The organism is Rathayibacter sp. PhB151, from assembly GCF_004366415.1.
Taxonomy (GTDB): Bacteria; Actinomycetota; Actinomycetes; order Actinomycetales; family Microbacteriaceae; genus Rathayibacter; species Rathayibacter festucae.
Genome location: NZ_SOEN01000007.1, coordinates 1,122,015 through 1,135,304 on the forward strand (window position 1 = coordinate 1,122,015; position 13,290 = coordinate 1,135,304).

A 13,290-nucleotide genomic window follows, 5' to 3' on the forward strand; every position below is an offset into this window, starting at 1 on the left:
TATCGCCCGTCGCGCGGGCGCCGCGTGACCGGTCCGCCGGGAGCGGACAGGCCCGCGGTCAGTCGATCCGGCCCGGGCGTCCCTCGTCGTCGACGACGTCGCCGCCGGCGGCCGCCCAGGCGGTCATCCCGGCCTCGATGTTCGCCGTCTCGTAGCCGGCGCCGTCGAGCGCCTGGACGACCATGGCCGAGCGGACGCCGGAGTGGCAGACGACGAGGATCGCCGCGTCGCGAGGGAGCTCGTCCTGCCGCTCGCCGATGCTGCCCATCGGGATGTGGTGCGCCGCCGGAGCGTGCCCGAGCGCCCACTCGTGCGGCTCGCGCACGTCGAGCAGCCAGACCTCGTCGCGCTCGACGAGTCCGATCGCGTCCGCGGCGGTGACCTGTGCGTAGTCGGCCACAATCAGCCCTGCACGACGGGGGTCGTGGCGCGCTCGCGTGCCGAGACGACCCGCTTGTCGTGCTTGGCGATCTCGGCCTCGCCGCTGCGCAGCTGGGCGTAGAGCGGGGCCGCCACGAAGATCGTCGAGTACGTGCCGACGATGATGCCGATGAGCAGCGCGAGCGAGATGTCGCGGAGGGTGCCGGCGCCGAGGACGAAGGCGCCGATCACGAGGATCGCGGCCACCGGCAGGGCGGCGACGATCGAGGTGTTGATCGAGCGCACCAGCGTCTGGTTCTCGGCGAGGTTGACCGTCTCGGAGAAGGTCTTGGTGGTGCTGCCGAGCGCCTCCCCCGTGTTCTCGCGGATCTTGTCGAAGACGACGACCGTGTCGTAGAGCGAGTAGCCGAGGATCGTCAGCAGGCCGATGACCGCCGCCGGCGAGACCTCGGTCCCGGTGATGCCGTAGACGCCGGCCACGATCACGAGGTCGTGCAGGAGCGCGACGATCGCGGCGAGCGACATCTTCCAGGTCCGGAAGTAGGCCCACATCGCCAGGGCGGCCAGGATCACGAAGATGATCAGGCCGCGGACGGCCTGCTGCGTGACGTCCGAGCCCCAGGCGGCGCCGATGAAGGACGACGCGACCTGCTCCGTCGGGACGGAGTACGCCTCCGACAGCGCGTTGCGGACCTGGGTCGACTCGTCGGTCGACAGCTGGCTGGTCTGCACCCGGATCGAGTCGTCGCCGACGATCGAGACGCGCGGGACCGCGTCGGGCGAGACCGAGGTGACGGCGTCTGTCGCGGCGGTCTGGTCCAGGTTCTCCGGCGCGGTGACCGTGAACTCGGAGCCGCCGGTGAACTCGATGCTGAAGTTGAAGCCACCGCGCGCCGCCGTGCCGAGCACGGTGAGCAGGATGATCGCGATCGAGATGAGGTACCAGGTGCGCCGGCGGCCGACGAAGTCGACCGAGCGCTTGCCGGTGTAGAGGTCGTTTCCGAACTGCGAGAAGCTGGCCATCACGCGTCCTTCCCGTTCGAGTCGTTCGAGGAGCTGCGCGCGGCGGCCGCCTCGGCGGCCTTGCGCTCGGCGATGGTCTGGCGGCGGGCGGCCTCGCGGGCGGCGGAGGAGCCCTTGCCCGAGGCGCCCTTGCCGGCGAGCACGGCGTCCTGCGGGCGGAACGCCGCTCGGCCGCGGTAGACCGCGCCGAGTGCACGCGGATCCAGCCCGGAGGCCTTGTGCCCCTCGGAGAAGAACTTGGTCGTCGCGAGCAGCTGGAGCATCGGGTGGGTGAAGAGGATCACCACCACGAGGTCGATCAGCGTCGTGATGCCGAGCGTGAGCGCGAAGCCGCGGACGCTGCCGACCGCGAGGGCGAAGAGCACGACGGCGGCGAGCAGGTTCACCATGTCGGAGGCGAAGATCGTGCGCAGCGCGCGCCGCCAGCCGGCCTCGACCGAGGACTCGAGCCCGCGGCCGTCGCGCAGCTCGTCGCGGATCCGCTCGAAGTAGACGATGAAGGAGTCCGCCGTGATGCCGATGGCCACGATCAGACCCGCGACTCCCGCGAGCGAGAGGCGGAGTCCCTCCCGCCAGGAGAGCAGGGTGACGACGAGATAGGTGACGATCGCCGCCACCATCAGCGACGCGATGGTCACCGCGCCGAGCACGCGGTACTGGGCGATCGAGTAGACGACGACGAGGATGAGGCCGATCAGGCCCGCGAGCAGGCCGCTGGCGAGCTGGGTGGAGCCGAGCGTCGCGGAGATGCTGTCCGAGCTCTGCACCTGGAAGCCGATCGGCAGGGCGCCGTACTTCAGCTGGTCGGCGAGGGTCTTCGACGACTCCTGGGTGAAGGAGCCGGAGATCTGCGCGTTGCCGTCGGTGATCGCCGCGTTGGTGGACGGCGCCGAGATGACGCGGCCGTCGAGGACGATCGCGAACTGGTTCTGCGCCCCCTGCAGGCCGATGAGGCGCGAGGTGACGTCGCCGAAGGCCTGGGTGCCCTGGTCGTCGAAGGAGAGGTTGACCGCCCAGGTGCCGGTGCTGGCGCCGGAGGACGTCGTCATCAGGCCGTTCGAGGCGTCGGAGATGTCCTCACCGGTGATCTCGACCGGGCCGAGGATGTACTTCGCCGTGTCGTTGTCATCGCAGGTGATCAGGGGCTGATCGGCCGGCGCGAGGTTCGGGTCCTGGTCGTTCAGGAACGCGCAGTCGAAGGAGGTGTACTGCGCCTCGAGCGCCGGCGTGATGTAGGCGAGGTCGCTCGCGCTGGTCGGCGCGGCCGTCGGCTCGGTGGCGAGCGAGGGGTCGACCGGGGTCGGCGTGGGCGACGCGGTCGAATCGCCGCCGACCGAGCTGTTGGTCGCCTGGCTGGCGACGAGCACCGGGCGGAAGTCGAGCTTCGCCGAGGCCTCGATGCGCTGCAGCGTCGCGTCGTCCGGCGTGCCCGGGATCGAGACGACGATGTTGCTCGAGCCCTGGGTCGTGATCTCGGACTCGGAGACGCCCGCGGCGTCGATCCGCTGGCGGATGATCGAGACGGCCTGCGTCAGCTGCTCGGACGAGACGGTCTGGCCGTCCGAGAGCTGGGGCTGGAGCACGATCTGGGTGCCGCCCTCGAGGTCGAGCGCGAGCTTCGGCGTCCAGGAGCCGCCGCCGAAGGCGACGGCGGCGGCGTTGAGGCCGACGAGCGCGAGGATCAGGACGCCGAGCCAGCTCAGCGAGCGCCGGGCCTTCCGGACGGGGGTTGATGCGGCCACCCAGGGCTCACCTTCTTCTTCGGTCGGCGCCGGCTCTCCGGCCGACGCTGGCTCTGCGGTCGACGTCGATCCTCGCGCAGGCGCCGACCCCGGGGGCCGCGCCTGTCGTCCGATCGACGGTCTTCGATCCGGGGCGTACCCCGGACGTGGAAGGGCGGGCGGGGTGCCGATGCACCCTGCCCGCCCTGGAGACTACTGCGCGTCGGGCCTGCGGTCGCGCTCGACCGGGTCGACCAGCGGGTCGGACGTGTGCGCGGCGTCGCGCTCGCCGAACGCGGGCGACTCCACGGCCGCCACGGACTCGGCCTCGTCCTCGTCGGCGACGACCGCGTTCTCGGTCGGGTCGATGAGGCGGGCGATGGCCTGGCGGTGGATCGTCAGGAGCGTCCCGGGGGTCGACTCGATGACGATCTTGTTCTCGTCGTCGTCGATCGAGACGACGGTGCCGAACAGGCCGGAGCCGGTCATCAGCTCGACACCGGGGACCAGTCCGGACTTCATCTTCTCCGCGTCGCGCTGCCGCTTCTTGTTGTTGCGGAACATGAAGATGATCATCACGGCGAGAAGCAGGACGAGCAGGATGATCGTCGGATCCATGGGTGAGCCTTCCGGAGTTGAGGGTGATCCGCCGCGCACACAAGGGGTGGCGCATGCGGATCGAGCGGCCCGTCGGGCCTTGAAGATTATAGGTCATCTCCGAACAGGGGCCGCTGGGAGGCCGAGGCGGCTCCCCCGCGCGGTTCCACGCCGAAGTGGCGCCACGCCGCCGGGGTCGCGACGCGCCCGCGGGGCGTGCGGGTGAGCAGCCCGATCCGGACGAGGAACGGCTCGACGACCGCCTCGACCGTCTCCGCCTCCTCGCCGACGGAGACCGCGAGCGTGTTGAGGCCGACCGGTCCGCCGTCGAAGCGGGTGAGCACGATGTCCATCACGGCGCGGTCGAGACGGTCGAGGCCGAGCTCGTCGACGTCGTAGAGGTCGAGCGCGGCGCGGACCGCGGTGACGTCGGCGCGACCGCCGTGCACGAGCGCGAAGTCGCGGACCCGGCGCAGCAGGCGGTTCGCGATGCGCGGGGTGCCCCGGCAGCGGCCGGCGATCTCGGCGACCGCCTCGCCGTCGATGTCGAGGTCGAGCAGCCGCGCGGCGCGGGTCAGCACCTGGCGCAGCTCGTCCTCGGCGTAGAACTCGAGGTGGGCGGTGAAGCCGAACCGGTCGCGCAGCGGATTCGGCAGGAGGCCCGAGCGCGTGGTCGCGCCGACGAGGGTGAACGGCGCGAGATCCAGGGGGACGGAGGTCGCGCCGGCGCCCTTGCCGACCATGATGTCGATCCGGAAGTCCTCCATCGCGAGGTAGAGCATCTCCTCTGCGGAGCGCGCCATGCGGTGGATCTCGTCGATGAAGAGGATCTCGCCGGGGAGCAGCGAGGAGAGCACGGCGGCCAGGTCGCCGGCGTGCTGGATCGCGGGGCCGCTGGACATCCTCAGCGGTGACGAGCTCTCCTCCGCCACGATCATCGCGAGGGTGGTCTTGCCGAGGCCGGGCGGGCCGGCCAGCAGGATGTGGTCGGGCGTGCGGCCCTGCATCGCGGCCGCCTTGAGCAGCAGCTCGAGCTGGCCGCGGACCTTGCGCTGGCCGACGAACTCGCCGAGGTTCTTCGGGCGCAGCGCGCCCTCGAAGGCGATCTCGGCCTCGGAGGCGACCTCGGGACCCATCACGTCGTCGCCGCTCACGAGCGCGCCGCCGGACCGAGCCGAGCCAGGGCGAGGCGGAGCAGCGACTGCACGCTCGCCGCGTCGGACGCCTGGGCGTCGAGCAGGATCTCGTCGACGACCTCGGCGGCGACGCGCTCGGGCCAGCCGAGGCCGACGAGCGCCGAGAGCACGCTCTGCGCGGCCGTCGCACCCGGCCCGGAGCCGCGGGCGGCGCGCGGGCGGACGGCGAGCTTGCCCGCGAGCGACAGGATGATGAGCTTCGCGGTCTTGGGGCCGATGCCCGAGACCTTGCGGAAGACGGCGTCGTCCTCGTCGGCGACGGCCTGCGCGATGCGCTCGGGCTCGACCGCGCCGAGCACGCCCAGCGCGGACTTGGGGCCGACGCCGGTGACGCCGATCAGCAGCTCGAAGATCTCGAGCTGCTCCTCGTCCGGGAAGCCGTAGAGGGTCAGCGAGTCCTCGCGGACGATCAGCGTCGTCGTCAGCACGGTCTCGTCGCCGACCCGCAGCTCGAGCGCGTGCTGCGGGGTGACGTTGACCGCGTAGCCGACGCCGTGGACGTCGACGACGGCGAGGCTCCCGCGAGCGGAGAGGACGGTGCCGCGGAGGGAGGAGATCACCGCGTCAGTCTAGAGGCTCGAACAGGCGTTCGAGTGGCGGCCTCCGCGGCGCGCCAGGCCCGCTGCGCCGCGGTCTCCGCCTCGGCCGTGGCGGGGCCCGCGGCGATCGGCCCGCGCCAGGCGTGACAGACGGCGAGGGCGAGGGCGTCGGCCGCGTCGGCCGGCTTCGGCGGGGCGTCGAGCCGGAGGATGCGCTGGATCATCGTGGTGACCTGGCGCTTGTCGGCCGAGCCGTAGCCGGTGACCGCGGCCTTGACCTCGCTGGGCGTGTGCATGCCGACGACGAGGTCGCGGCGGGCGGCCGCGACCAGCGCGACGCCGCTGATCTGGGCGATGCCCATCACGGTGCTGACGTTGTTCTGCGCGAAGACGCGCTCGATCGCCACGGCGTCGGGCCGGTGCTCGTCGAGCAGCGCCTCGATCCCGTCGCCGAGGGCGAGCAGCCGGCGCTCGAGCGGCGCGTCTGCCGGGGTGCGCAGGACGCTCACGTGCACGAGCGTCGCTCGGCGGTCGCGTCCGACGTCGACGATGCCGACGCCGCACCGGGTGAGCCCCGGGTCGATCCCGAGGACGCGCATCAGCGCGTCCGCCCGGGACGAGCCGGGGTCACCGGGTCACTCCTCGTCGTTCTCGAGCTCGGCCCGGACCTCGGGCGTGATGTCGAGGTTCGTGTAGACGTTCTGCACGTCGTCCGAGTCCTCGAGCGCGTCGATCAGGCGGAAGACCTTGCGCGCCGTCTCCGCGTCGGCCTCGACCTGCAGCGAGGCGACGAACTCGACGTCGGCGGCGTCGTAGTCGATGCCCGCCTCCTGGAGCGCCGTGCGCGCCGGGACCAGCTCGGCGGCCTCGGTGCGGACCTCGAAGGACTCGCCGTGGTCGATGACGTCGTCGACGCCGAAGTCGAGGACCGCGCCGAGCACGTCGTCCTCGGTGACGCCGTCGCCGTGCGGCACGGTGATGACGCCCTTGCGCGCGAAGTTGTAGGCGACGCTGCCCGGGTCGGCCATGGTGCCGCCGTTGCGGGTCATCGCGGTGCGGACGTCCGCCGCGGCGCGGTTCTTGTTGTCGGTGAGGCACTCGACGAGCAGCGCGATACCGTTCGGGCCGTAGGCCTCGTACATGATCGTCGTGTAGTCGATGACCTCGCCGGTGAGGCCGGCGCCGCGCTTGATCGCGCGGTCGATGTTGTCGTTCGGGACGGAGGTCTTCTTGGCCTTCTGCACGGCGTCGACGAGCGTCGGATTGCCGGACATGTCGGCGCCGCCGATCTTGGCGGCCACCTCGATGTTCTTGATCAGCTTGGCGAAGGACTTCGCGCGGCGCGAGTCCTTGATCGCCTTCTGGTGCTTGGTCGTGGCCCACTTGGAATGCCCGGACACGGTGCTCCCTCGGAAATCTCGTTCGTGCGACTCCCTCGGGCGCCGCTGATGGCTGGTCCAGTGTAATCGAGCGCCGGGCGGGCGGTCCGAGCCGCGCCCGAGGGAAGAGCCCTTGCGACTCCGCGCGAGGGGTGCGAATCGGACAGGCCGGACGATCCGTGCCACGGACTTAGCGGATCCGGCCGGCACCCGGAACGCTCACCGGGAAGACCCCGGCCGCGGTGGGCCCGCTGCGGCCCCACGGTGGTCGACGACCCGAGGAGAGACGATGACAGCTCAGAACCACACCCAGGGACCCGGTCCCGCGACCACCACTGCCGGCGTCCGACGGAGATCGCTGATCGAGGTCGCGTGGACCACGCCCGTGGTCGCCGCTGCCGTCGCGGCACCGGGCGCCGCCGCGTCGACCCCGAGTCCTGTCGCCGACGCGAGAGTCGTCCTCGGACTGGTCGTCGGCTCCTTCAACCCGCGGGAGGTGGCGGTCAATCTCTACGTGACGCGCTTCCAGACCACCGGACCGGGCAACCCGCCCCTGCTCTCCGATGTCGAGCTCCTGGAGGAAGGGCAGGTGGAGATCACCCTGGAGCACGACACCGTCGCATGGCCGGACTTCGCCCGCCTGGTCCGGCCCGGCACGCACCGGATCGTCATTCCGGCCGGCCGGTACGCGAACTACACCGGATACCAGCGCGACGGCCACGACGTGTCGGTCGCGTTGGCGCGGAGTCCCTTCACCGTGCTCCTGACCGACTCACCGACCGGCACCTTCCCGGTGTCGGGCACGGTGACCAGCGGCCCGATCGACACCGTCTCGGCCGCACTGCTCGGCACCTACGGGCGGTCGTCCACGACAGACACGGTCACGGTGTGACCGACCGCCAGCACCCGGAGGACGGCCCTCGCCCGCCGATCCACCCCACGGGAGTCGCACGCCGCGCAGCGGTCGCGGCCGCCTGGTCCGCCCCGGTGATCGCCGCCGCAGTCGCCGCGCCCGGCGCCTCCGCCTCCCCGGTCGCGGCCGGCGGGTTCGCCGGAGTGTCGATCGGCGCCGGTGCCGGCGACGGCCGGTTCGTCGTCCTCGTCCTCCTCACGACGACGGCGACCACGACCACGACCACGACCACGGCGGACCTGGTCTTCGGCGAGGACGTCCGCGTGGACGTCACCGCAGAGCACGACGTCGCCTCCTGGGGCGAGGGCGTCGTGGCGGACGGTCCGCGCGCCGGGCACGTCTCGATCCCGGCCGGCTCGCACCCGATCACCACCACCTACGAGACCGAGGGAAGACTCGCCGCGGTCGCCAGGAGGGCCTTCTTCTGTCGGCTCACGGCTTCCCCCACCGGCAGCTTCGCCGTCTCGGCCGCCGTCACCCGCGGACCCCTGTACCGCGGGTCGGACCCGATCGTGACGTCCGTCTACGGGAGTCCGTCCTTCAGAGGGACGGTGACGATCTGACGGGCAGGACCCGTGCGCTCGAGATCGCCCGATCGAGCCACCGGCATGATCTGCGCCAGCGATTCGGCGCCGCCCGCTCCTCGTCGGCAGAGTGGCCGGCGAGCCGGGTCGCACCCTGCCGTCCAGTCGACGCGAACGAGAACGAGGACACCGATGACACCCGATGAGCGCCACCCGCACGACGACGAGCGCGGATCCTCCCCTCCGCCGGGCATCGCACGGCGGACCGCTGTCACGGCCGCGTGGACGACCCCGGTGGTCGCCGCCGCGGTCGCCGCTCCCGGCGCCTCGGCGTCCCCCGCCCCTGCGGGAAGCGGAGCGTTCCTGGGTGTGACCCTTCAGGGCTACCGCCCCGGTGTCTTCGTGACGGCGGTGTTCCTCAATGCCCCTCAGACGTCCTTGTCGCCGATCGTGCTCGAGCGCGCTGCGGAGATCCGGATCACGGCGGGGCACGACGTCGCGTACTGGGGATCCGGGATCGTGGCAGAGAGCCCCCGAGCGGGCCGCCTGCTCGTCCCTGCGGGCTCGTACTCGGTCTCCGCCATCTACGACATCGACGGACGACGCATCTCGGTCGCCTACCCACTCGGACAGCTGACCTCCGGCCTGACCTCCTCTCCGACCGGCTCGTTCCCCGTGACCGTCGCTGTGGTGAGCGGACCGGTCTACCCCGGTCCCGACCCGTCCGTCACGCAGGGATACGGGCTTCCCTCGCAGACCATCATGATCACGGTCTGACGATCGCCGGCGGTCAGCGCAGCAGCTGGGAGAGGACGCGGTCGGCCTCCGACGCGTCGCGGGTCCGGAAGATCGGGCGGAGCGGGCAGCTCTGCGGCGTCGATCGGATCGGATTCCGTCCTCCGCCAGGAGGCTGTGGGCGGACGGCCGGAGTCGCCGCCGGGGCCGCGCTCCGCGGCAATCCCGCCAGGCGGCACGATCGGTGCCAGAGATTCGCCCCTCGTTCCCTCCTACCGAGAAGGTGATGCCGGCGCTGGAACGCTCCGCGCGGCACCCGCGATTCGAACGAGGACGTCGACGCACCAGGACGCAGGGCCGCGCGGCCGAGACGAGAACGAGGAGCGCGATGACGAACGACCCGCGGAGGGACGACACGACCGGACTGGACGGGGGTCGTCCACCGGGGATCGGGCGCCGGTCGGCGCTCGCGGTCGCCTGGACGGTCCCGGTGATCGCGGGCGCGGTGGCCGCCCCTGCGGCCTCCGCCTCCACGCCGCCGAAGGAGGACGGCACCTTCCTCGGCGTCTGGCTCGCCTCCCTCGGCGGCGAGTCCCCGCGGGCCTTCCGCGTCGAGGTGTACCTCAACGGGACCGGGACTCCGGGGACCCCGGTCGTCCTCCCCCAGGACGCGGTCGTGCGCGTCGACTCACCGGACCACGACGTCGCCGTCTGGCCGGACGGGATCGTTCCCGAGGGGCCTCGGGTCGGCACGATCACGATCCCCGCCGGGATCTACCGCACCGTCGAGAGCTACACGGTCCGCACCAGGAGCGTGGTGGTCACCGCCCCGTACCCGGGGCCTCAGACCGTGTGCGAGCTCGCCCCCGAGCCGCGGGGACGATTCGCGGTGGAGGCGAAGGTGACGCGGGGACCCACCTATCGAGGTCCCGACCCGTACGCGACCGGCATCCACGGCCGCCCGTCCGCGGTGGCCGTCCTCACGTTCTGAGACGCGTTCCGGCACGCTCGAACCGGTCGATTCCGCACGTCGGAGAGTGTTCCGCGCGCCGGAGATCAGCCGCGCGGCTCTCCGGCACGCGGAGCTGCGTCCGGCACGTCCGAACGGACCGGGCCAGCGAGCCGGGGGATGTTCCACGAGCCCGAGGTCCGCCCCGCGGCCCCTGGCACCGACGTCCAGGATCTGCGCGCTCGGGATCGTCCGATCGAGCCACCGGCACGATCTGCGCCACCGATTCGGCGCTCACTGCCCCTCGTCGGCAGAGTGGCCGGCGAGCCGGGCAGCTCTCTGCCGTCCGGTCGCCGCGAACGAGATCGAGGACCGATGACACCCGACGAGCACCCCCCGCACGACGACGAGCTCCGATCGCCCCCTTCGCCCGGAGTCGCGCGGCGGACCGCGGTCATGGTCGCGTGGACGACCCCGGTGGTCGCCGCCGCGGTCGCCGCTCCCGGCGCCTCGGCGTCCCCCGCCCCGGTGATCGCCTCCACCTTCGTCGGGGTGAGGGTCACGTCGTACGCCGCCGGTACCTTCGGCGTCACCGCCTACATCAACGCGACCGGAACGACCGGGTCGAGCGTTCAGCTGGAGGAGGAGACGTGGGTGGACGTCTCGACCGACCACGACGTCTCGCGCTGGGACAGCGGACTCATCGCGATGGGGCCCCGGGCCGCCCGCCTGGTCGTCGCCGTCGGCCCTTACCCCGTGAACCGGACCTACCAGATCGGCAGCCAGAGCGTCTCGGTCTCCTTCAATCAGACGTACACGTCCTTCCTCACTGCAGAGCCGAAAGGCAGTTTCCTCGCGACAGCCACCCTGACCCGCGGCCCCGTCTACCTCGGGCCCGATCCCGGCGCCGCCCAGCAGTTCGGAGCGACATCCGCGACGGCGACAGTGCCGAACTGACCGCGCGCTGCTTCAGCAGGCGGGAGAGGACGCGGTCGGCCGACGACGTCTCGCCGGTTCGGCAGGTCGGGCCGAGCGGACAGTCCTGCGGCGTCGATCGGAGGAGGTCCGGTCCTCCACGAAGAGCCTGTGGGCGAACGGCCGGAGTCGCCGCCGAGGCCGCGCCCCCGGCGGATCCCGCCAGGCGGCACGATCGATGCCAGAGATTCGCCGCTCGCCACCTCCCCTCGGGAAGGTGATGCAGGCGCAGGAACGCTCCGCGCGGCCCCGCGATTCGAATGAGGACGAGGACACACCATGACGCAGGACCACCACCACGACGACGGTCTCCGCTCGTCTCAGCCCCCGGGCATCGCGCGCCGCACCGCCGTCGCCGCCGCATGGACCACTCCGGTCGTCGCCGCCGCCGTAGCGGCTCCCGGCGCCAGCGCGTCACCCGCACCGGTCGGCACCGGAACCTTCGCCGGCCTCATCCTGTCGAGGGTCTACCCCCGCAGCTTCCAGACCAGGGTCATCGTGAACGGGGACCGGACCGCCACCGGGCAGATCGTGCTCGCGGAGGACGTCGAGGTCAGGATCACGGTCGAACACGACGTCGAGTCCTGGGGGACCGGCGTCGTACCCGAGGGCCCCGGCTCCGGGCGCTTCCTCTTCCCCGCCGGATCCTACGCGGCCATCGAGAGCTACCCCTTCGGCACCACTCTCCTCTGGGTCTCCTTCTCCTCCAGGCCCCCGGTGACACGCCTCAGTGCCAGTCCGAGGGGCGCGTTCTCCGCGACGATCGCCATCGTGCGAGGGCCGGTCTTCCCGGGCCCGGATCCCTCCGCTACCGAAGGATGGGGTCTGCCGTCCGCCACCAGCACCATCGACGTCTGACCGGAGCTCCTCCGCTCCGAGCCGAGCCGAGGAGGACGTCCTCGGCGGCAAGCACGCCGAGCCGATGGCGCGCTACTTCAGCAGGCGGGAGAGGACGCGGTCGGCCAGCGGCTTCCCGCCGGTCTGGCAGGTGGGGCAGTACTGCAGCGTCGAGTCGGAGTAGATCACCTGGCGGATCGTGTCGCCGCAGACCGGGCAGGCCTCGCCGGTGCGGCCGTGCACCCGCATCCCGAGCTTCTTCTCGCGCTTGAGATCGGCGGCGTGCAGCCCCTCGGCCCGGCCGAGTGCCTCCTCCAGGGTGTAGTGCAGCGCGGTGTACAGGCGGTCGAGCTCGTCCGGCGTGAGTGTCGCCGGCTTGAACGGCGACATCCGCGCGACGTGCAGGATCTCGTCGGAGTAGGCGTTGCCGATCCCGGCGATCCGGGACTGGTCGCGCAGCACGCCCTTGAGCTGGGCACGGCCCGCGGTGGCCAGGATCGCGCCGAGGATCTCGCGGGTGAACTCCGGGTCGAGCGGATCGGGACCGAGCCTGGCCACGCCCGGCACGTCCCGCGGGTCCTCGACGATCGAGATCGCGAGGCTCTTCTTCGTGCCGGCCTCGGTGATGTCGAAGCCGGAGCCGTCGTCGAGGATCAGGCGCGCGGCGAGCGGGCCACGGCCCGGCTTCACCGGCGCGGTCGGCCGCTCGGGACGCCAGCGCACCCAGCCCGCGCGGGCCAGGTGCAGCAGAACGTGCACGTCGCCGATCGCGAGATCGAGGAACTTCCCGTGCCGGCTCACCCCGTGCACCGTCTCCCCCACGAGCGAGGACGGCGGGATCGCCACGGTCTTCAGCGCGGAGATCGCGAAGACGTCGAGGCGCTCCAGCACGCGGCCGCCGAGGCGCTCGTCGAGGTCGCGGGCGAGCGCGTGCACTTCGGGGAGTTCGGGCATCCCCCTACTGTGCCGTGCCGAGGCGATCGGCGGCGACCCTCGGGAGGAGCCGCCGATGGTCGCGGCGGAGGAGCACGACGCACATCGGTGTGTCGAACCCTGCCAGAGCGCCTCGTCCACGCCACGGGTTCGTCGTTGCAGGCGCTCCGCCGTCAGGCTCTCGGTGGCCCGGGGCGCCCGCACCGCGCCGATGACGACCCAGAACGACGACCCACGACGACGACCCACGACGAGGAGCACCACGATGATCGGCCGCCACCACGACCACCCCGACCACATCTGCCGAGGGATCTCCGATCCGGACGGCTGCGAGAGCGGCGTCGACCGCAAGGCGTCGCCCCGAGTCGCGCGGCGCTCCTCAGCGGCGGTCGCCTCGGCGAGCCCGGTGATCGCCACCGCCGCCGCACCCGGCGCCCCCGCGTCCGTCCCGCCGTCGAGCGCGTCGTCGGGCCGCCTCTCCGCCCGGGCAGCGACGCGGGGAGACTCCTCCGGAGACGCCGCGGACACCCGAGGATCCGAGCTCACGGAGAGCAATACGACCATCGAGGTCTGAGCGGTCCCTGCGGG

At 72.0% G+C, this 13,290-nt stretch carries 16 protein-coding genes; 7 read left to right on the forward strand and 9 right to left on the reverse strand.

Annotated elements, in window-relative coordinates:
- Positions 1-58: 58 nt before the first annotated feature.
- From EDF35_RS12730 to EDF35_RS12765, 8 genes are all read right to left on the reverse strand, one after another.
- On the reverse strand, positions 59-400 hold the full coding sequence (locus tag EDF35_RS12730; protein ID WP_133962570.1) for a rhodanese-like domain-containing protein: 342 nt from the start codon (positions 398-400) through the stop codon (positions 59-61).
- 2 nt (positions 401-402) lie between these two features.
- Positions 403-1,404, reverse strand: a complete 1,002-nt coding sequence (gene secF / locus EDF35_RS12735) for a protein translocase subunit SecF (protein ID WP_133962571.1) — start codon at positions 1,402-1,404, stop codon at positions 403-405.
- The gene (secD, locus tag EDF35_RS12740) at positions 1,404-3,146 is read right to left on the reverse strand and encodes a protein translocase subunit SecD (RefSeq protein WP_132436286.1); all 1,743 of its coding nucleotides are present in this window, start codon (positions 3,144-3,146) and stop codon (positions 1,404-1,406) included. The genes secF and secD overlap by 1 nt, the downstream gene beginning before the upstream one ends.
- A gap of 192 nt (positions 3,147-3,338) precedes the next feature.
- Positions 3,339-3,743 (reverse strand): preprotein translocase subunit YajC, encoded by a 405-nt coding sequence (yajC, locus tag EDF35_RS12745; RefSeq protein WP_123704427.1) that lies wholly within the window; start codon positions 3,741-3,743, stop codon positions 3,339-3,341.
- An 86-nt stretch (positions 3,744-3,829) separates the two neighbouring features.
- Positions 3,830-4,858 (reverse strand): Holliday junction branch migration DNA helicase RuvB, encoded by a 1,029-nt coding sequence (gene ruvB / locus EDF35_RS12750; RefSeq protein ID WP_133962750.1) that lies wholly within the window; start codon positions 4,856-4,858, stop codon positions 3,830-3,832.
- A 14-nt stretch (positions 4,859-4,872) separates the two neighbouring features.
- On the reverse strand, positions 4,873-5,478 hold the full coding sequence (gene ruvA, locus EDF35_RS12755) for a Holliday junction branch migration protein RuvA (RefSeq protein WP_123704431.1): 606 nt from the start codon (positions 5,476-5,478) through the stop codon (positions 4,873-4,875).
- Entirely contained in the window at positions 5,475-6,056 is a 582-nt protein-coding gene (gene ruvC, locus EDF35_RS12760; protein ID WP_133962572.1) for a crossover junction endodeoxyribonuclease RuvC, read from the reverse strand. Before ruvC ends, ruvA begins: the two co-directional genes overlap by 4 nt.
- 36 nt (positions 6,057-6,092) lie before the next feature.
- Positions 6,093-6,857: a YebC/PmpR family DNA-binding transcriptional regulator gene (locus EDF35_RS12765; RefSeq protein WP_123446193.1), complete on the reverse strand. Its 765-nt coding sequence runs from the start codon at positions 6,855-6,857 to the stop codon at positions 6,093-6,095.
- Between the two features lie 268 nt (positions 6,858-7,125).
- Between EDF35_RS12765 and EDF35_RS12770 the strand changes: the two genes are divergently transcribed.
- From EDF35_RS12770 to EDF35_RS12795, 6 genes are all read left to right on the forward strand, one after another.
- Entirely contained in the window at positions 7,126-7,728 is a 603-nt protein-coding gene (locus EDF35_RS12770; protein ID WP_133962573.1) for a hypothetical protein, read from the forward strand.
- Complete coding sequence (locus tag EDF35_RS12775; RefSeq protein ID WP_123704439.1) at positions 7,725-8,312, forward strand: hypothetical protein; 588 nt, start codon at positions 7,725-7,727, stop codon at positions 8,310-8,312. The genes EDF35_RS12770 and EDF35_RS12775 overlap by 4 nt, the downstream gene beginning before the upstream one ends.
- Before the next feature lie 153 nt (positions 8,313-8,465).
- The gene (locus tag EDF35_RS12780) at positions 8,466-9,050 is read left to right on the forward strand and encodes a hypothetical protein (RefSeq protein WP_133962574.1); all 585 of its coding nucleotides are present in this window, start codon (positions 8,466-8,468) and stop codon (positions 9,048-9,050) included.
- A 346-nt stretch (positions 9,051-9,396) separates the two neighbouring features.
- Positions 9,397-9,999, forward strand: coding sequence for a hypothetical protein (locus tag EDF35_RS12785; protein WP_123704443.1), 603 nt, complete (start codon positions 9,397-9,399; stop codon positions 9,997-9,999).
- 414 nt (positions 10,000-10,413) lie between these two features.
- Complete coding sequence (locus EDF35_RS12790; RefSeq protein ID WP_133962575.1) at positions 10,414-10,914, forward strand: hypothetical protein; 501 nt, start codon at positions 10,414-10,416, stop codon at positions 10,912-10,914.
- Between the two features lie 297 nt (positions 10,915-11,211).
- Entirely contained in the window at positions 11,212-11,790 is a 579-nt protein-coding gene (locus EDF35_RS12795; RefSeq protein ID WP_133962576.1) for a hypothetical protein, read from the forward strand.
- A gap of 72 nt (positions 11,791-11,862) precedes the next feature.
- Here EDF35_RS12795 and EDF35_RS12800 read toward each other — a convergent pair whose 3' ends face one another.
- A complete protein-coding gene (locus tag EDF35_RS12800; RefSeq protein ID WP_133962577.1) occupies positions 11,863-12,723 on the reverse strand; it encodes a DNA-formamidopyrimidine glycosylase family protein in 861 nt (286 codons plus the stop codon).
- 244 nt (positions 12,724-12,967) lie between these two features.
- Between EDF35_RS12800 and EDF35_RS12805 the strand changes: the two genes are divergently transcribed.
- Entirely contained in the window at positions 12,968-13,276 is a 309-nt protein-coding gene (locus EDF35_RS12805; protein WP_133962578.1) for a hypothetical protein, read from the forward strand.
- The last annotated feature ends 14 nt before the right edge of the window (positions 13,277-13,290 follow it).

Coding starts and splice junctions, on each gene's coding strand:
- yajC (WP_123704427.1), bottom strand. CDS start 3,743: ATGGATCCGACGATCATCCTGCTCGTCCTGCTTCTCGCCGTGATGATC.
- ruvC (WP_133962572.1), bottom strand. CDS start 6,056: ATGCGCGTCCTCGGGATCGACCCGGGGCTCACCCGGTGCGGCGTCGGC.
- ruvB (WP_133962750.1), bottom strand. CDS start 4,858: ATGGGTCCCGAGGTCGCCTCCGAGGCCGAGATCGCCTTCGAGGGCGCG.
- EDF35_RS12800 (WP_133962577.1), bottom strand. CDS start 12,723: ATGCCCGAACTCCCCGAAGTGCACGCGCTCGCCCGCGACCTCGACGAG.
- EDF35_RS12805 (WP_133962578.1), top strand. CDS start 12,968: ATGATCGGCCGCCACCACGACCACCCCGACCACATCTGCCGAGGGATC.
- EDF35_RS12785 (WP_123704443.1), top strand. CDS start 9,397: ATGACGAACGACCCGCGGAGGGACGACACGACCGGACTGGACGGGGGT.
- EDF35_RS12780 (WP_133962574.1), top strand. CDS start 8,466: ATGACACCCGATGAGCGCCACCCGCACGACGACGAGCGCGGATCCTCC.
- EDF35_RS12795 (WP_133962576.1), top strand. CDS start 11,212: ATGACGCAGGACCACCACCACGACGACGGTCTCCGCTCGTCTCAGCCC.
- EDF35_RS12790 (WP_133962575.1), top strand. CDS start 10,414: ATGGTCGCGTGGACGACCCCGGTGGTCGCCGCCGCGGTCGCCGCTCCC.
- secF (WP_133962571.1), bottom strand. CDS start 1,404: ATGGCCAGCTTCTCGCAGTTCGGAAACGACCTCTACACCGGCAAGCGC.
- EDF35_RS12770 (WP_133962573.1), top strand. CDS start 7,126: ATGACAGCTCAGAACCACACCCAGGGACCCGGTCCCGCGACCACCACT.